Consider the following 17,856-nt stretch of genomic DNA (forward strand, 5'->3'; position numbering starts at 1 on the left):
GGGCCGTGCGTTAACCTACAACGCTGCCCGAACGGCGTACATTGAACCGTGAGGACGAGACCATGAAAAAGTTACTGAATTCAACCGCATCGCTGACATTGAGTCTTGCGTTGGCAATACCGACAGGCGGGTTTGCGCAAAGCGAGCTGCCAAACTGCGCTGGTACGGATGTACAAGAGGTATTTCCGTGCAAGCTGGTCGTTGGTGGCGTAGTCGGCTCGCGCGATGTGTTGCGGCAGGTGCGTCTGAACGTGCAAGAGGCCAAGGTGCGTGCAGAGAACGAAGGCCGCGCTTTCACACCCGCGGACGTGCGCGCTATCGTTGATGGGACGCCGGGCGTTGTTGCAGGGCCCGCACCGGCACCGCAGGCGACGGCACAGGCCCCTCAGCCACAGGCACCAGCGGCGCAACCCCGGTCTCAACAACAAGCGCCTGCCGCTGCCGCCTCGAGTGAAGGCAGAGACAGTGCACAGATCGAAACAGAGCAGGTCACCGAAGAGGGGGTTCGGGGATCGGACGAGGAATTTGCAACCGCCGTGACCGGCGAAGGGCGGACAGAGACGCAAGCCACGGATGGCGATGACGGTCTGAGCAAGTTCGAGAAAGCCTTGCTGTTGGGTCTTGGTGCTGTGGCCGTGGGATCGGTTCTGAAAAACGGTGACCGGATCGTCAGCCGGACCGGGGACCGGGTGGTTGTTGAGAACCCGAATGGCGAATTGCGCGTTCTCAAGAACGATGACGCGCTCATCCGGCGTCCGGGAGACGAGGTGCAGACCGAAACCTATCGAGATGGTTCCACCCGGACAATCGTGACGAAATCGGATGGATCGCAGGTCATCACCATTCGCGCGGGCAATGGCGCGGTGATCCGCCGCGTCAATGTGGACGCGCAAGGCAACCGCGTGGTGCTGTTTGATGACACGGTGCAGGAACAAGAGGTCATCGTGTCTGAGCTGCCGCAGATCCAGCAACAGACGCAGACCTTTGGCACGAGCACCGAAGAGGAACTCCGTGCCGCTCTGGCCTCCCAGATGTTGGGCGATCAGAACCGTCAGTTCTCCCTGCGCCAGATCCGGGATATCCAGCAGGTTCGTGCGCTGGCCCCCGAGGTCGAACTGGATGCTGTGCAATTTGCCACCGGCAGTGCGGCGATCCTGCCCGAACAGGCCCGTTCTCTGGCCCGCATTGGCACGGCGCTGAGCGATCTGGTCGCGCGTGATCCGCGAACGGTCATTCTGGTCGAAGGTCACACCGATGCGGTAGGCGATGCGACCTATAACCTTGCCCTGTCAGACCGCCGGGCTGAAACCGTGGCATTGGCCCTGACGGAGTACTTCAACGTGCCGCCAGAGAACATGATCACGCAAGGATACGGTGAAAGTTCCCTGAAAGTTCCGACACTGGACGCTGAAGTGGCGAACCGTCGGGCGGTGGTCCGCAATATCACAGGGCTTTTGCGCTAAGAGCACCCTGCCAACAAAGAAAAAGCGCCACGGGTTCCCGTGGCGCTTTTTTCGTTTCCTGGCCAGCGGTTTGCGTGGCCATGGCCAAGGTTACCGCTTGCGCAGCCCCAATGTTTCCAGTGTTTGCGCCAGTGCCCGACGCGCCGCAAATGCAGCGCGCGCCGGTACGGAAACACGGTAGGTTTCTTGGCATTCGCGAAATTCGGCCCGCAGATGGGGGCTGTAATGGGCCTCAAGGATTTCTTCAAAGCGCGCAATCTCTGTCGCCGTCAGGGACGGGCGGGCAGTCCAGGGCATGCTGAGAGATCCAATCGCAACCTCTTCGAAAATCGCAGGCTCCAGCGTCAGATCGATAGAAAAGATGTTCCAGTCTCCGGCGATGTCCGCATGCCGATGGCTATCGGGCATCTCGTTGAACAGCACGCGCGGCCCGACACCGCGCAGGTACTTGAACCGCCGGTAAAGCTGTAAATCGTGATGCACGACAATCTTGGGGCCGGTCAGGTGCGGGGCAAGGGCGAGGGTGTCCACCATCGGCCAGGGATGTTGGTGGTTGGCATCTATGAATGCCATGTCCCAGGGTCCACCCAGATCACCAAGATCCAACGCCGATTTGCGCGGGAGGATATCGATCTTGACGCTGTCACCGCGATAGATATCCCGCGCCAAGTAGCCAACCGGCTGGCCCGGCGCGCCAAAGAACTTTGCGGACAGATCAATTGACGTGACGCTTTGGCCGCCGTTCTCTTCGAGAAAGCGCGCGATAAAACCGGTGCTGAGGCCTGACGCGGTCCCGATCTCAACAAACCGCTTGGGTTTGTGCGTGGCAATCAGACGTTGGATGTAATCAAGTTCATCTGGCGTGGTTGTGCCAAAACCGGGACGCAGATGTTGCGCGTGAAGGGTTTCGATATCGTTCAGGTGCATGGGGGCGTCCCGAAAAGGTGGGCAGGGGCGCGCACCCGGTAGATGCGCGACCCCTAAGGCGGGCTTAGCCCTTTTGCGGCAAGGGGCCGATCAGCATGACCATCTGACGGCCTTCCATTTTGGGGAAGTTTTCCACTTTGCCATGCTCTTTGGTATCTTCTGCCACACGTTCCAGCAATTCGCGGCCCAGGTTCTGGTGCGCCATTTCGCGGCCACGAAAGCGCAGGGTGACTTTGACCTTGTCGCCGTTCTCCAGGAATTTGAAGACGTTGCGCATTTTGACGTCATAGTCGTTCGTATCCGTGTTGGGACGGAACTTCACTTCCTTGATCTCGATGATCTTCTGCTTTTTGCGGGCCTCGGATTCGCGCTTTTGCTGTTCGTATTTGAACTTGCCGAAATCCATAATCTTGCACACAGGCGGATTGGCATTTGGCGAAATTTCAACAAGGTCCAGCCCGGCTTCTTCGGCCATGTCCATGGCGCGGGCGGGGGTGACAACGCCGACGTTCTCTCCGTCAGCTCCGATTAGGCGAATTTCTGTTGATCGGATTTTGTCATTGACGCGCGGGCCAGTATCTCTTTGGGGCGGCGCGTTGTGTGGTCTGCGAGCGATGATGATCGTCCTTTGATTGTTGTCTTGTATCGAGTGAGCAAACTAGACCCGCCCCCCACCATCTTCAAGCCGCAAAATGCCGCCCATGGTGCGTGTTGCGTGAAATTCCCCTTGAACAATGGCCCATTGAAGATCATTTCACCGCTCAATGAGCCAAGGGTGTGTCATGGGATGTACCGGGCCTGAAATTGAGGGGAACAGATATGCGAAATGTTATCTGGATTGTTGTCGCTGCCATCATCGCGATCGGCGGCTATATGTTGTATTCCGGCAAGTCCGCGACGGAGTTGGCCACGGAAGCCTCCAGCGCTGCCAGCGAGACGGCAACAGCTGCAACTGAAGCGGCAAGCGACGCGGTGGATGCGGTGACCGAGACGGCAGAAGAAGCCACCGACGCAGCGTCGCAGACAGCAACCGAAGCCGCTGAGGCGGTAACTGAGGCCGCAGAAGGCGCGGTTGATGCCGTGAGCGAAGCTGCCGAAGGTGTGGCCGCTGCCGCAAGCGACGCGGTTGATGCGGCTGCAGAGGCTGCCTCTGACGCCGTCGATGCGGTCACTGAGGGAACCGATGATGCCGCGGACGCAGTCGCCGCTGCCACCGACAGCGCCGCTGAGGCAGCAGACGGGGCCGTAGACGCGACAGCCGAGGCCGCAAGCGATGCCGCAGACGCGACAGCCGAGGCCGCAAGTGATGCCGCAGATGCAACAGCCGAAGCTGCGAGCGACGCTGTCGACGCCACGCAGGAAGCGGCGAGCGATGCCGCCCAGGCGACCACGGAAGCGGCAAGCGACGCAGTCGATGCCACTGCTGACGCCACGGAAGAGGCCGCCGAGGCAACTGAAACTGCCGCAGAGGCTGCAACAGACGCAGTCTCGGATACTGCTGCCGAGGCTACTGACGAGACGGCTGAGGCTGCAACCGAAGCGACCGAGGAAACCGCAGAAGCCCCAACTGACGCTGCCGTGGATGAGGCGGCTGAGGCGGCAACCGAGGGTACCGAAGAAAACGCAACCATGCTTTCTGAGCTGCTGACTGTCGACGGTTTCGATCTGGAGAAAGTGACAGAAATGGTCGAGGGATCTGATCTGGGCGCATTGCAGAAAACCACGCTGACCCAAGGGCTGGAGCTGGCGAAGGACAATCCTGAACTGCTCAAGACTGCGCTTGAAAAAGTGCGTGAGGCGCTGGACCTCTGATCGCGCCCCGCGCCTGAGGTATGGCCACGCCCCTGAGCTGATTGGGGGCGTGGTTTTTTATTGCGAATTGGACGGCCCATCGGCAGTGTTGAAAGATGGGTTGGGAGATCACCAGAATAAGCGGCCATCTGGGGGCCACACTGCGCGGCGTCCTGCTGAAGAACGCAGACAGCGCAGCGCTGAAGGCCGTTGAGGACGCTCTTTATGCATACGGCGTCGTTGTGCTGCCTGACCAGCACCTGGCACCAGAGGATCATATCAGGGTTGCGCGACAGTTTGGGGATATTGACGTAAACCGCTTTTTCACGCCTGTGGCCAGCCATCCCATGATCGCAGAGGTGCGCACGCAGCCTGAACAGACCGCCGTTATCGGCGGAACGTGGCACACCGATCACAGCTATGATGCCGCTCCGGCCATGTGTTCCATCCTCAGCGCGCGGGAATTGCCCACTGTGGGAGGAGATACGCATTTCGCGTCGATGACGGCAGCATATCAAGCGCTGTCGTCCGGTCTTCAGGCCATGCTTTGCGGTTTGAAAGCCGAACATTCTGACAGCAGCTTTGCCGATCCGGCAGGATTGGGGCTGGGCACTGATCCGGATGCCTTCCGGCCGCCTGTGCTACATCCGGTCGTAATTCGCCATCCGGTGACGGGTGCGCCCTGCGTCTATGTGAACGGGGATTTCACCACACGGTTCGACGGTTGGACCGTGGTGGAGAGTGCGCCACTGCTGCGCTACCTCTATCGCTTTGTCACGCAGCCGATCTTTACGGCGCGGGTGGTTTGGAAGGAAGGGATGGTGGCGATCTGGGACAACCGTCTGGTGCAGCACTACGCCACTGCCGATTATCCCGGCGAAAGCCGCCTGATGCACCGGATCACGGTAAAAGGCGTGCCGCTGGAGCCCTATAGCCAGCCGTCATCCAATTGAGCGCGCTGGCGCGCGCATCACATTCTTGATTTGGCGCGCCGCCGCTGAGGGTGGCGCTCTCATCTGTGATCCGGTCAGCCGACGAAGGCTTTTTCCACCACGAAGGTCTTGGGGTCGGAGTTTGCCCCTTCTTCCAGACCAAACCCTTCGAGGATCGCCTTGATATCGGTGTTAAAATCAAGGCTGCCACAGACCATCGCACGATCAACGTCGGGATGGATGCGGTCGATGCCGAGGTCCTTGAAGACCGTACCGTTCTCCAAAAGCGTCGTGATACGGCCCATTCTCGGGCTCTCTTCGCGGGTTGTTGTCGGGTAGTACCGGATCTTGTCCAGATGATCTGCGCCGATCAGTTCCTGCATCATCTCGTCTGATTTCAGATCTTCGATCAGCTTGCGGCCATAGTCGAGCTCTGCCACGTCGCGGCAAGTGTGCGTGATCACGACCTCTTCGAACTTCTCGTAGGTTTCGGGTTCGCGCAAAAGCGAAGCAAAAGGGGCAAACCCGGTGCCGGTCGCAAAGAACCAGATGCGTTTGCCGGGCAGCAGGGCGTCATGCACCAATGTGCCAACGGGTTTGGGGCGCAGAATGATCTGATCACCGGGCTGGATGTGCTGCAGGCGTGACGTCAGCGGCCCGTCTGGCACCTTTATGGAATAAAATTCAAGCTCATCATCCCAGGCCGGCGATGCGATGGAATAGGCGCGCAGAAGCGGCTTTTGCTTGCCTGTCGTCGGGTCCGGATCGCCCATGAGGCCGATCATCACAAATTCGCCAGACCTGAACCGCAGGGAGGCAGGTCGCGTCACCCGAAACGAAAAAAGCCGGTCCGTCCAGTGCCGGACAGAAGTTACCGTCTGCGCGTCAGGCAGGGTAGGAACGGGTTTGGCGGTTTGTTGGTCCACGGGGCTATGCTCGGTCATGTATCAATCGCGCGTGAGTTCCGCGCGCCTTGTCTTAGAAGATGAAGGGGGAAGGGGCAATCGGGCGTCAGGTCGCAGGGGCGCCTTTGAGCCGGGATTGATAATCGTGGTCCTGCCAGTTGGCGCGAAATAGCCATTGATCCTGCGGCTGGCGCGCGGCGATCTCGCTGTTCACCTCAACATCGTCAAAACCTGCGCGTCGCGCCATGGCGTATTGATCCGCGAGCAGGTGTCCCCTGGCGCGCAAACGCCCCTGATAGCCCCGCAGCCGCAGCGCGCGCGCAATTGTAAAGCCGCGCCCGTCAGCCGAAGACGGAAAATCAATGCGGATCATCAATAAGCTGTCGGTCAGGTCGATCTGTGCCGGATCGGCGTCCGAAGGCAGATCGAGTGCGAGACAGTCATTGGCGGCGCCTTGCGCGCAGAAACCATGCGCCCAGTCTTCAGGGACAAAGCCGGTGTCATTGATCAGTTGTGTCATGATGATGTTCCTTGGCGGATCGCTTTGCCATCCACAAAGTGAATGCCGCATTCCTCTTTTGTCGTGTCTCTCCAACGACCTGCGCGCGGGTTTTCACCCTGTGTGATCGGTGAGGTACAGGGCGCGCAGCCAATTGACGGATAGCCCTGTGCGACAAGCGGATGGCGCGGCAGGCGGTTTTCTTCCATGTAGGCGGTCACGTCATCGCGAGACCAATAGGCCAACGGGTTGACCTTGAGCCGCGGGGGCGCATCGCTGCGTGCCTCGCACTCGAAGTGTTCGAGCGCCGCGCGCGCGCCGGACTGAAAGCGTTTGCGACCCGTGAGCCAGCCATCAAAACCATGCAATGCGGCCTGAAGCGGCTGGGTTTTGCGCAGGGCACAACAGGCGTTGGGGTTTCGCTGATGTAAAGTACCGTCCGGGTCTGTGCCTGCGCTATGGCCAGACCGCAGGAGGGTGACGTTGGTCAGCTGCAGGCGTTCCGCCACCTCCTGCTGATAGACCAGCGTTTCGGTGAAAAGCATTTCGGTATCAATGAAGAGCACCGGCAGGTCACGCTTGACCATGGATGCAAGGTGCAGAAGCACCACCGATTCCGCGCCAAAGGAAGAGACCAAGGCGAGATTTGGGGCTTCGTGCAATGCCGCACCGATGACATCCGCAGCGCTGTGATAGCGCAAGGATGTGTTCAGCGTGTACACCCGGGATTTCAGCACCTCCGTTTGGCGCAGCCGCTGCGCAGAGGTATTTGAAAAAGGGTGAAAATCTGGGTGATCAAGCGGCATCGGCACGGGTTTCCGGATAAAGGGCGGCCTTGAACGGGTGCAGCCCGAGACGGCGGTAGGTTTGCAGGAAAGTTTCGGACGGTTCTGCGCGCAGGTCCAGGTAAGCCAGAACCAGACGCTCAACGGCGGGAATGATCTCATCTGCGGAGAAACCCGGGCCCGCCCGTTCGCCGATTGCGGCGTCCTGCGTACCATCGCCACCGAGGGTGATCTGGTAGTTTTCCACGCCTGCGCGGTCGAGGCCAAGGATGCCGATGTGGCCAACGTGATGGTGGCCGCAGGCGTTGATGCAACCTGAGATCTTGATCTTGAGGGGGCCCACGTCGTGCTCCAGCTTCAACTCATCAAAACGGGTGGCAATGTCCTGTGCGATGGGGATGGAGCGCGCGGTGGCGAGCGCGCAATAATCCATCCCGGGGCAGGCGATGATGTCAGAGATCAGACCGATATTGGCAGTGCCGAGGCCTTCGGCTTTGAGGGCGGCATAGATCGAGGGCAGGTCTGCCTTGTGGACATGGGGCAGGATCACGTTCTGCTCGTGGCTGATGCGCAGCTCGTCATGGCCGTATCTTTCGGCGAGCGCGGCCATCAACCGCATCTGGCGCGCGGTGGCGTCGCCCGGTGTTTTTCCATGTGCTTTCAGTGAGATGGAAACGATTGCATAACCTGGCGCACGGTGCGCGGAAAGGTTGGTGTCGGCCCAGCTGCGGAAAAGCGGATCATGCTGGTATGCGTTCTGGTACGGTGCTTCGTCTGCCGGCCGAAAGGGGGGGGCTGCAAAATCGGCCTCGATGCGGGCGAGCATCTGTTGATCGACGCCTGTGAAAGTGGGCCTGATCTGGGCGAAGCGTGCGTTCACCCGTTGGCGGATGTCATCGATGCCGTTCTCGTGCACGGTGATCTTGATGCGGGCCTTGTATTTGTTGTCGCGACGCCCCAGCAGGTTGTAGACGCTCACGATGGCTTCGAGATAGGGCAGCAGGTCTTTTTGAGGCAGGAAATCGTGCAGAACCTTGCCAATCATTGGCGTGCGGCCAAGGCCACCGCCCACGATGACCTTGTAGCCGATTTCACCCTTGTTCTCAACGATTTGCAGGCCAATGTCATGCGTCTTTATCACCGCGCGGTCGTTCTGTGAACCGCTGACCGCGACCTTGAATTTGCGCGGCAGGAACTGGAACTCGGGGTGGTCGGTGGACCATTGGCGGATGAGCTCAGCCACGGGGCGGGGGTCGGCGACCTCGTCTGCTGCAGCCCCCGCAAAGTGGTCGGCGGTGACGTTTCGGATCGTGTTGCCGGAGGTCTGGATGGCATGCAGGTTCACCTTGGCCAGTTCGTCCAGCATATCGGGCACATCGCGCAGTTCAGGCCAGTTATACTGGATGTTCTGACGGGTGGTGAAATGGCCATAGCCCTTGTCGAATTTCTCAGCAATGTCAGCGAGTTTACGCATCTGTGCAGCGTTCAGCGTCCCATAGGGAATGGCGACCCGGAGCATGTAAGCGTGGAGCTGAAGATAGAGACCGTTCATCAGGCGTAGCGGCTTGAATTCGTCCTCTTTCAAAGAGCCGTCGATGCGGCGTTCGACCTGGGCGCGGAACTGGGCGTTGCGTTCTTTCAGAAAGGCGTGATCGAAGTCGGTGTAATGGTACATCAGATGTGCTCCTGCTTGCCGTGCGGGTAGTTCGAGGGGCCGCGTGCGCGAAAATCTTCGCGGAAGTGAGCGGGGTGGGGGATGCCATTTTTGACAGTGACATCAGCAAGATAGACGCCAACCACGTGATCGGTCTGGGCCGAGGCCTCGATCAGGCGCAGGTCGGCGTCGGCCTCATCTGTGAGGACGTCGGCCTGTGCCAGATCGCGGGTCCAGCCGGTGGCGGTGAGGTAGATCACATCGCCCTCAAGAAGGGCATTGGCGGTGATGACTTTGGGGGTAAATGGCTTGGGCATTCAGAGCGCCTCCATTGCGGAATTTGGCTGTCGGTACGACGTCGGTATTACGTCGGTGCGCGGCAGCCTCACGCGGGGCGAGGCCCCAGAACATCAGCGCGGGGCCGGACAGGGCTGCTGTGGTCAGATCGTCCGCCAGCCGGTCAAGCGTAGTGGCGAGGATGCGTTCGTTGCCGCGCGAGGCGTTCTCGACCACCGTGATCGGGGTGGCGCGGTCGGCGCCGTGCATGATCAGGCGGCCCTGTATGAAGCGGGCAGATTTCTTGCCCATGTAGATTGCCGCGACCTCGTTCGGGCGGGCCAGTGCGGCCCAGTCGTGATCGGCAAACCCTTTCATGTCGTGGCCCGTGAGGTAGCGGACAGAAGCATTGCGGCCCCGGCGCGTCAGGCTTTGGCCAATAGTCGCCACGGCGGCGGAGGCCGCGGTGATGCCGGGGACGATGGAGTAGGCGATGTCGGCCTCTGTCACAGCCTCGACTTCCTCATCAAGGCGGCCATAGATCGTGGCATCGCCGGATTTCAGGCGGACGATCTGGGCACCTTTTAACCCATGCTCGACCAGCAGGGCGTTGATGTGGTCCTGGGGAGTTGAGGGGCCAAATCCTTTCTTGCCGACGTCGATCATCGTGGCCTCGCGGCGCGCGAGTTCGAGGATTTCCGGGCTGATCAGGCGGTCATGGATGATCACATCCGCCTCATCAATGGCTTTGCGCGCCTTGAGGGTCAGGAGTTCGGGATCGCCCGGTCCCGCGCCGACAAAGGCGACGTGACCGGGGCGGGCGGTTCTGGATTTGTGCTGGCTGAGAAGCGTGTCGAGCGCGGCTTGGGCGCTTTCTTCGGTTTTGGCATGTGTGTCTAAGTAATAGGCGCGCCAGAAATCGCGGCGGGCGCGACCGAAGGGCAGGGCTTCGGCCATTTTGCGGAAGGATTTTCCGACACGGGCCAGCATGCCAAGATCAGGCGCCAGCCTTTCCTCAAGGTCTGCCTTGATGGCGCGGGCCAGCACGGGTGCCGCCCCTTCGGTGCCGATCGCGACGGTCACCGGGTCCCGGTCGACAATGGCGGGGGTGATAAAGGCGCTGTCGGCGAGGTTGTCCACGATGTTGACAAGCGCACCTTCGCGGCGGGCGATGGCGGCGGTGCGGGCGTCTTCGGCTGAGTCTTCGTCTGCCGCATAGAAAAGGGCCGCGCAGAGGGTGTCGCCGTGAGTGAGGGTGCGGCGGTGCAGTGTCAGTTTGCCTGCTGTGGCCCACTCCTCGATCTCAGGCGCGGGAGTGTGGGCATAGACGGTGATGCGGGCCTGCGTCTTGAGCAGCAGCCGCAGCTTTGCAAGGGCCGCATCGCCGCCGCCGGACAGGACGATCCGCTGGCCCTTGGTGGCGAGAAAGATGGGGAAGTGATCCATGAGGGCGTCCTTGATTGGCATTTCTGAGGCTCAACATAGGAAATATTCCCGATAATGTGCCATATGTCTGGGCAGATAAGAACAATTGTTCTAAAAGAATGGCGGCGTAGAACGTCTGGCCCAGAGATGAGGAAATTGCAGAATGAATGTCCGAATTGATGACACCGACCGGAAAATCCTGGCGGCCCTGCAGCGGGATGCCAGCCAGTCGCTGGATGAAATTGCCCGCGATGTGGGGTCGTCCAAGACGCCCGTATGGAACCGGATTCGCAAAATGCGCGAGGCGGGGATCATCGGTCAGCAGACCGTGATGCTCGATGCCGAGGCGCTGGGTTTCGAGGCCTGCTTCTTTGTGTTGATCCGGACGTCAGAGCATGAGGCGGACTGGCAGGCGCGCTTTCTCAAGGCGCTGAAGGATCGGCCCGAGGTGCAGGAGGCGCATCGGCTGGCGGGGGATATCGATTATATTCTCAAGGTGCGTGTTCAGAATGCGCGCGCCTATGATGCCTTCTATCAGGCGCTGATTTCTGAGGTGAGGGTTCATAACGTGACGGCGCTGCTGTCGATGGAGGAGATCAAATCGACCGTGGCCCTGCCGCTGTAGGGGGCGTGATCTGAAGGCCGCGCTGACGCGCGATTGCTTTTCCGGGTTGGCTGGGCGGGTGTGAGCCCGGCCTTTCGGGCGCTGCGGGGATGAGAGGTTTTCCCATGTGCTGAGAAGCGATTCAGGGTCAGGTGTGCCCTGAATGCGCGTCCGTTCAGGGTGGTGCGAGTCGCTGCCGCGTCAAGGACAGGCCAATCGGAGATTGGTCGCGTGCCGCGATCCTTGACCCGGCATCGACTCACGGGGTGATCATCAGGCGATCGAGTTTGTGAAAGTGATAGGTGTCGGCGTATTGCGGCGGCGCGTGCATGCGCATATCGGGCAGGGCGGAAAAGAGCGCGGGTAGCGCCAGTTGCAGTTCCAGCCGGGCCAGCGGGGCCCCGACACAAAAGTGCAGGCCGCCGCCGAATGCAGCGTGGGGTTTTGCGGGGCGCAAGGGGTCAAAGGTGTCTGGCGTGTCCCATATGGCCGGATCGCGGCCCGCCGCCCCCAGAACAAGGGCGATTTCCTCGCCGCGTTTCAGGGTGGCTCCGTCCAGCTCAATGTCCGCGTAGGCGAAGCGCGTGAAGACGTGCAGGGGCGGATCATAGCGCAGCAGTTCTTCGACGGTGGCGGCGATTTGATCAGGTTCTAGGACCTGTGGCGATGTTTCGTGCTCCAGCAGGCATTTTACGGCGTTGCCAAGGCTGTGCACGGTGGCTTCGTGGCCTGCGTTGAGCAGCAGGATACAGGTACTGATGAGTTCATCGGTGCTTAGTTTTTCCCCGGCTTCTTCGGCGGCGATGAGTTCGGTGATCAGGTCGTCGCGCGGGTCATGGCGGCGTTTCTTGACGTAGTCGCGCAGAAAGGTGGTGAACTCGGCGGCGGCGGTGTTTGCGGCGGCTTCGACCGCGTGTGTGCGGCCGGTTTGATACATCGCCACCATGTCCCGCGACCAGCGCAACAGGTCTGGCCAGATCTCTTCCGGCACGCCGAGCAGGCGCGCAATGATGCGCACGGGAAGTTGGGTGCAATAGGCGGGGATGAGGTCGAAGGGGGTGTCCGGGAAGGCGTCAATGAGGTCTTGGCAAATCTCGGTGATGTCGGGGGCCAGTGCGCCGATGCGGCGTGAGGTGAAGGCGCGCAGGACCAGACCGCGCAGGCGGGTGTGGCGGGGGGGTTCAAGTTCGAGCATGGAATGGGTTTCGAGGGCGATCCAGTCGGCCATGTGGGGGCCGTAGGGGCGCGGGTTCACAGGTTCGCGGCCCAAGCGGCGGTCGCGCAGCAGGGCATTCACGGTGGCGGCATCAAAAGCGGCCAGCATGCCCATGTCGTCCCAATAGAGTACCGGGCCGCGCCTGCGGGCGTCAGCGTAGACCTGATAGGGGTTCTGCACAAAGGCCGGATCGGTGAGGGATTGAGAGAGGCGTTTCATGCGTGCCAGACAATCCGGCGGGGCTGGTCATTGCAAGGGGGGTCATGCAGTCTGGGGATATGAAGAACGGCATGCGTCAGCGGTTGGCCTTAGTGCTGGCCTTTCTCGGGATTGTGCTGCTGCTGGCAGGCGCGGTCTGGCGATATGGGTATGCGCAAGGGATTGATCAGTTGGCGGCGCGGGGTCAGGCGGATCTGGCGCTGGCGGGCGACCGGCTGGTGGGGCAGTTGCAGCGCTATCGGGATCTGGCAGTGACCATGGCCGATCATCCCCATGTGCGCGATGTACTGGCGGGCACAAACACGGGTGATGTGGATGCGCTGCTGCTGGAAGTGGCGGACAAGTCTGCCACGCTGGATTTGCTGGTGCTGGACCTTGAGGGCCGGGTTGCCGCAGCCGCACAGGGCGCGCTTGACCGAAAGCTTGCAGCGCAACCGCACGTGCAGCGGGCCTTGCGGGGTGCGTTGGGGTGGGGGCATGGACCTGCACTGCCGCTGACGGACCGTGCGTTTTTCCATGCAGCCCCGGTGTTTGCCGAGGATGGCGGCGTGCAGGGTGTCGTTCTGGTGGTCACGGATCTCAACGGGATCGACTACAACTGGCGCGGCACCAACCCGGCGGCGTTTTTTACCGACAGCGATGGCGTGGTCTATATTTCGAACCGGACCGAGATCCTGTTCTGGCAGCGGCCTGAGGGCGAGGCAGGGTTGGTGACGCCGGAGGGCGCGCAGCCCCCCTTCAGCGCCACCTACATCGGTCCCCATGAGATCTGGCAGCTGGGTTGGGGGCGCTATCTTCCGGGCGAGGCGTTGCATCTGACGCAGGCGCTGCCGGTGATCGGCATGACGGGCGAAGTGCTGTTGAGCGTGGCCGAGGCCAAACAGTTGGCGCTGGCACAGGCGGCGGCGGTTGCGGCGCTGTGTCTGGCGTTTGGATCATTGCTGTACCTTGCGGCAGAGCGGCGGCGAGCCTTGTCGCAGGCCAATGTGCAATTGGAGGCACGGGTGGCGGCGCGGACAACTGCATTGCGCGAGACGAACGAACAGTTGCGGCGCGAGGCGGCAGAGCGTGAAGAGGCGCAGGCCGCCCTGCGGCGCGCGCAGGACGATCTTGTGCAGGCGGGCAAGCTCAGCGCTTTGGGCCAGATGTCAGCAGGGATCAGCCACGAATTGAACCAGCCGCTGATGGCAATCCGATCCTTTGCGGAAAACGCCGTGCAGTTCATGGAACGGGACAGGCCGGAGCGGGCGGCAGAGAACCTTGGCCGGATTTCGGATATGGCGCGGCGCATGGGGCGGATCATCCAGAACCTGCGCGCCTTTGCGCGGCAGGAAACTGGCCCGCAGGAACGGGTAGAGCTTGGGGCCGTGCTGACCGCTGCGATCGATTTGACGCGAAGCCATGTGGAGGATGCGGGCGTCAGGCTGATCTATGATGCACCTCAACGCGACGTCTGGGTGCGTGGTGGCGAGGTCCGTCTGGGACAGGTGTTCGTCAATCTGATCACCAACGCGGTGGATGCTATGGCCGCGGCTGAGGAAAAGCAGTTGGATATTGCCGTTGTGAAAGAGGGGACCGTTGCCGTGCGCTTTGCAGACACCGGGCCAGGGATTGAGATGCCCGACAAAGTGTTTGATCCCTTCTACACCACCAAGTCCGTGGGCGAGACGGCAGGCATGGGGCTGGGCCTGTCGATCAGCTATGGCATCGTGCAAAGCTTTGGCGGGCAGATAAAGGGCAGCAACCTTGAGGGCGGTGGCGCCCTGTTTGTGGTGACCTTGGAACCGGCGGCGGAAAAGGCGGTAGCGGCATGAGCAATACGGTTCTTTTGGTGGATGACGATGCGGCGGTGCGCGAGGCGCTGGCACAGACGCTGGAGTTGGCCGAGATCACGGCGATCACGGCCAACTCCTTTGTGGCCGCAAAAGACCGCATCACGGCACAGTTTGATGGTGTCATCCTGTCAGACATTCGCATGCCAGGTCGGGATGGATTTCATTTGCTGGAATACACTCTGGCGCAGGATCCTGATTTGCCTGTGATCCTGTTGACCGGCGAGGGTGATATTCCAATGGCGGTTCAGGCGATGGGGCAGGGCGCCTTTGGATTTCTGGAAAAACCCTGTGCGCCTGCTGATCTTCTGGGAGTGTTGGAACGTGCCTTGAAGACCCGAACTCTGGTGCTGGACAACCGGCGGCTTCGGCGGCTGGTGGAAACAGGTGATCCTGCGGCGCGGATGCTGTTTGGCACCTCTGATCTGGCCGAAGGTCTGCGCAAGCGGGTGCGGCTGGTGGCGCAGGCGGAAGGGGCCGCGCTGATCACCGGGGCCCCGGGCACGGGAATTTCGAAGGTCGCCGAAGTTGTGCATCTCAGCTCTGCGCGGTCCAAGGCGCCTTTTGTCAAACGCGCCGCATCCGGATTTTCCGCCGAAGGGCTTGAGGCAGCACTGATCGAAGGCGAAGGCGGAAGCCTTTTTATCGACGAGATCACCCAGCTGTCGCCGCAACTGCAACTGATCCTCTCTGAGGCGGTCGAGGGGAAGAGCCCCACGCGGTTGATCGCGGGCAGCACACGCGATCTGGCCCGCGAGGTCGAGGCCGGGCGGTTCAACGCCGATCTCTATTACCGTCTTGATGTGCTGACGGTGCGCATTCCATCGCTTGCAGAGCGGCCGGAGGATATTCCGGTCATGTTCCGGCGCTATGTGGATCAGGCGGCGGAACAGGCCGGCCTGACGCCGCCCGAGGTGATGCCGGAAGTGATTGCAGGGTTGATGGCACGCGACTGGCCCGGTAACGCCCGCGCGCTGATGTCGGTTGCCATGCGATTTGTGATGGGCATGCCCGAAGATGGCGCGCCGGATGCCGGTCTGGGGCTGGCAGATCAGATGGCACAGGTGGAACAATCGCTGCTCGAAGCTGCGCTGCGCCGGGCCGGGGGGCAGGCGTCTGCCGCCGCAGAGGCGCTCAAGCTGCCGCGCAAGACGTTTTATGATAAGCTGGCGCGCTATGGCATCAAGCCAGAGGCGTTCCGCGGATAACTGATGTGGCGCAGCCGGATAGGGTGTGCTCTGTGCTCAGCAGCAGAGATAGTTCCCGTGCGCTGCCCGACTTCCCACGTGGTTGCCGCGAGGGCTTACCCGTTGGTCCTGCTGCTGTGGTTGTGTGAGATTCCGCACATATCGTAATCTGCTCTGTGCGGGTTTTCGCACAACGTGACGGGATTTGTGCAAGTGAAACGTGAGGATTGCAATGCAACATTATGAATTTTAGGATTTTAAATTGATCCACACCTCTTGCCAAACTTCAGCTTGTGGCTGGTGGCGGGTGTGCTGTTTCATTGTGACAAGGCATTCACCGAGGAATGCCAGAAACCGATGAAACTCTCTGGGAGGAGACACCATGAAATTTCTGACCGCTGCCGCTGTGGCACTGACGATGAGCGTATCTGCGGGGGCCGTGCAGGCCGCCTGTGATGACGGGGAAGTCGTGATCAAGTTCAGCCACGTGACCAACACCGACAAGCACCCGAAGGGCATCGCCGCATCGCTGCTGGAAAAGCGCGTGAACGAGGAGATGAACGGCAAGGCCTGTATGGAGGTGTTCCCGAACTCCACGCTCTACAATGACGACCAGGTGCTGGAAGCGCTGCTGCAGGGTGACGTGCAACTCGCCGCCCCGTCGCTGTCCAAATTTGAGCAGTTCACCAAGAAGTTCCGCATCTTCGATTTGCCCTTCATGTTCGAGGACATTAACGCTGTGGATGCCTTCCAAAGCTCTGAGACGGGTCAGGCCATGAAAGAAAGCATGACGCGTCGCGGTTTGCTTGGTCTTGCGTTCTGGCACAACGGGATGAAGCAGATGTCGGCCAACAAGCCGTTGCTGTCGCCCTCTGACGCAGCGGGGCTGAAGTTCCGTGTTCAGAACTCTGACGTGTTGAAGGCGCAGATGGCCGCGATGGGCGGCTCGCCCCAGCCGATGGCGTTCTCCGAAGTATATGGCGCGTTGCAGACCGGCGTTGTGGACGGGCAGGAAAACACCTGGTCCAACATCTATGGCCGCAAGTTCTTTGAAGTGCAGGATGGCGTGACCGAGACCAACCACGGCATCATCGACTACCTGCTGGTGACCTCAACCGACTGGCTTGACAGTCTGGACGCGGACGTGCGCGATCAGTTCATGACCATCGTGGCGGAAGTGACCGAGGCGCGGAACTCTGAATCCAGCAAGGTGAATGCAGAGGCCAAGCAGGCGATCATCGATGCCGGTGGTGTGGTGCGCGAACTGACGCCTGAACAGCGCCAGGAATGGGTCGACGTGATGGCCCCTGTCTGGGACCAGTTCCGTGACGATGTAGGTCAGGAAAACATTGACGCTGCGCAAAAGTTCAACGGCTCAAGCTCTTAAATAATCTACGATCAGCCCCCGCCACTGCGCGGGGGCTGGCGTTTTAGATACCAGACATTTTCGGGGGACGGGCATGTCATCGCATTATCAGGCGGCGACGCCGCTGGGGCGCATTGTCAGCGAAATCGAGGAAACGGCGATCGCCATTATCCTGGGGCTGATGACGATCATCACCTTTATCAACGTGGTGCTGAGATACGGGTTTAACACCGGGATCATCTGGGGCCTTGAGATGGTGACGTTTCTGTTCGCCTGGCTGGTGCTGTTCGGGGTGAGCTATGCCGTCAAGGTAACGGCGCATTTGGGCGTCGATGCGGTGATCAATCTTTTCTCCCGCGGACCCCGCCGTGTGCTGGCGATTGTCGCCGGGCTGGTTTGCGTGATTTACGCGGCCTTGCTCTTTAAGGGGGCGTGGGATTATTGGGCGCCTTTTGCGGGGCTTGATGCCACCAGCGGGCGCTGGTTTCCGACGGGGTTTGAAAACAGCCGCGATCAGGCCTGGTACGAGGTAATCGATACACCGATCCCCGACTGGTTGCGCTTTATCGAGCCATTGATGAACGAAGGAGAGGCTTATGAAAAGCTGCCCCGGTTCATCCCCTATGCCATGCTGCCCTTTGGGGCATTCCTGCTGCTGTTGCGGTTTGTGCAGGCCACGTTGCGGGTGGTCCAAGGACGTCAGGACAGCCTGATTGTCAGCCACGAGGCTGAAGACGCAGTCGAAGACGTGCGTCACATGAACGAAGGGGCATAA

The 17,856-nt window shown here is 60.7% G+C and carries 17 protein-coding genes; 8 read left to right on the forward strand and 9 right to left on the reverse strand.

Translation table 11 applies throughout. The features are described 5' to 3' along the window. The first annotated feature begins 62 nt into the window (after positions 1-62). On the forward strand, positions 63-1,463 hold the full coding sequence (locus H9Q16_RS03585; protein WP_191073988.1) for an OmpA family protein: 1,401 nt from the start codon (positions 63-65) through the stop codon (positions 1,461-1,463). 90 nt (positions 1,464-1,553) lie between these two features. On the opposite strand, the gene H9Q16_RS03590 is transcribed toward H9Q16_RS03585, so the two are convergent. Beyond that, positions 1,554-2,390, reverse strand: coding sequence for a class I SAM-dependent methyltransferase (locus H9Q16_RS03590; protein ID WP_191073989.1), 837 nt, complete (start codon positions 2,388-2,390; stop codon positions 1,554-1,556). A gap of 64 nt (positions 2,391-2,454) precedes the next feature. Next, the gene (gene infC, locus H9Q16_RS03595) at positions 2,455-3,036 is read right to left on the reverse strand and encodes a translation initiation factor IF-3 (RefSeq protein WP_191075145.1); all 582 of its coding nucleotides are present in this window, start codon (positions 3,034-3,036) and stop codon (positions 2,455-2,457) included. A 173-nt stretch (positions 3,037-3,209) separates the two neighbouring features. Between infC and H9Q16_RS03600 the strand changes: the two genes are divergently transcribed. Both H9Q16_RS03600 and H9Q16_RS03605 read left to right on the forward strand, forming a co-directional pair. Further along, positions 3,210-4,202 carry a translation initiation factor 3 gene (locus H9Q16_RS03600; protein WP_191073990.1) on the forward strand — a complete coding sequence of 331 codons (993 nt, stop codon included), beginning with the start codon at positions 3,210-3,212 and terminating at the stop codon, positions 4,200-4,202. Between the two features lie 95 nt (positions 4,203-4,297). Next, positions 4,298-5,134, forward strand: a complete 837-nt coding sequence (locus H9Q16_RS03605; protein WP_191073991.1) for a TauD/TfdA dioxygenase family protein — start codon at positions 4,298-4,300, stop codon at positions 5,132-5,134. A 74-nt stretch (positions 5,135-5,208) separates the two neighbouring features. On the opposite strand, the gene H9Q16_RS03610 is transcribed toward H9Q16_RS03605, so the two are convergent. The 6 genes from H9Q16_RS03610 to cysG form a co-directional block, all read right to left on the reverse strand. Further along, positions 5,209-6,057: a ferredoxin--NADP reductase gene (locus H9Q16_RS03610; RefSeq protein ID WP_191073992.1), complete on the reverse strand. Its 849-nt coding sequence runs from the start codon at positions 6,055-6,057 to the stop codon at positions 5,209-5,211. Between the two features lie 67 nt (positions 6,058-6,124). Beyond that, positions 6,125-6,538, reverse strand: coding sequence for a DUF934 domain-containing protein (locus tag H9Q16_RS03615; RefSeq protein ID WP_191073993.1), 414 nt, complete (start codon positions 6,536-6,538; stop codon positions 6,125-6,127). After that, positions 6,535-7,323: a phosphoadenylyl-sulfate reductase gene (locus H9Q16_RS03620; RefSeq protein WP_191073994.1), complete on the reverse strand. Its 789-nt coding sequence runs from the start codon at positions 7,321-7,323 to the stop codon at positions 6,535-6,537. Before H9Q16_RS03620 ends, H9Q16_RS03615 begins: the two co-directional genes overlap by 4 nt. Continuing rightward, positions 7,313-8,977, reverse strand: a complete 1,665-nt coding sequence (locus tag H9Q16_RS03625) for a nitrite/sulfite reductase (RefSeq protein ID WP_191073995.1) — start codon at positions 8,975-8,977, stop codon at positions 7,313-7,315. Before H9Q16_RS03625 ends, H9Q16_RS03620 begins: the two co-directional genes overlap by 11 nt. Beyond that, complete coding sequence (locus tag H9Q16_RS03630) at positions 8,977-9,273, reverse strand: DUF2849 domain-containing protein (protein WP_191073996.1); 297 nt, start codon at positions 9,271-9,273, stop codon at positions 8,977-8,979. Before H9Q16_RS03630 ends, H9Q16_RS03625 begins: the two co-directional genes overlap by 1 nt. Next, positions 9,224-10,678: a siroheme synthase CysG gene (gene cysG, locus H9Q16_RS03635; protein ID WP_191073997.1), complete on the reverse strand. Its 1,455-nt coding sequence runs from the start codon at positions 10,676-10,678 to the stop codon at positions 9,224-9,226. The genes H9Q16_RS03630 and cysG overlap by 50 nt, the downstream gene beginning before the upstream one ends. 142 nt (positions 10,679-10,820) lie before the next feature. Here cysG and H9Q16_RS03640 point away from each other — a divergent pair, with 142 nt between their 5' ends. Further along, positions 10,821-11,282, forward strand: a complete 462-nt coding sequence (locus H9Q16_RS03640; protein WP_191073998.1) for an Lrp/AsnC family transcriptional regulator — start codon at positions 10,821-10,823, stop codon at positions 11,280-11,282. Positions 11,283-11,520: 238 nt separating this feature from the next. On the opposite strand, the gene H9Q16_RS03645 is transcribed toward H9Q16_RS03640, so the two are convergent. After that, a complete protein-coding gene (locus H9Q16_RS03645) occupies positions 11,521-12,696 on the reverse strand; it encodes a cytochrome P450 (RefSeq protein WP_191073999.1) in 1,176 nt (391 codons plus the stop codon). A gap of 71 nt (positions 12,697-12,767) precedes the next feature. Between H9Q16_RS03645 and H9Q16_RS03650 the strand changes: the two genes are divergently transcribed. The 4 genes from H9Q16_RS03650 (at position 12,768) to H9Q16_RS03665 (ending at position 17,856) form a co-directional block, all read left to right on the forward strand. Next, a complete protein-coding gene (locus tag H9Q16_RS03650) occupies positions 12,768-14,510 on the forward strand; it encodes a sensor histidine kinase (RefSeq protein WP_191075146.1) in 1,743 nt (580 codons plus the stop codon). Then, on the forward strand, positions 14,507-15,736 hold the full coding sequence (locus tag H9Q16_RS03655) for a sigma-54-dependent transcriptional regulator (RefSeq protein WP_191074000.1): 1,230 nt from the start codon (positions 14,507-14,509) through the stop codon (positions 15,734-15,736). Before H9Q16_RS03650 ends, H9Q16_RS03655 begins: the two co-directional genes overlap by 4 nt. A gap of 361 nt (positions 15,737-16,097) precedes the next feature. Beyond that, the gene (locus H9Q16_RS03660) at positions 16,098-17,102 is read left to right on the forward strand and encodes a DctP family TRAP transporter solute-binding subunit (RefSeq protein ID WP_191074001.1); all 1,005 of its coding nucleotides are present in this window, start codon (positions 16,098-16,100) and stop codon (positions 17,100-17,102) included. Positions 17,103-17,175: 73 nt separating this feature from the next. Continuing rightward, a complete protein-coding gene (locus H9Q16_RS03665) occupies positions 17,176-17,856 on the forward strand; it encodes a TRAP transporter small permease (RefSeq protein ID WP_191074002.1) in 681 nt (226 codons plus the stop codon).

This window comes from Sulfitobacter aestuariivivens (genome assembly GCF_014763045.1).
In the GTDB taxonomy this organism is placed as follows: domain Bacteria; phylum Pseudomonadota; class Alphaproteobacteria; order Rhodobacterales; family Rhodobacteraceae; genus Sulfitobacter; species Sulfitobacter aestuariivivens.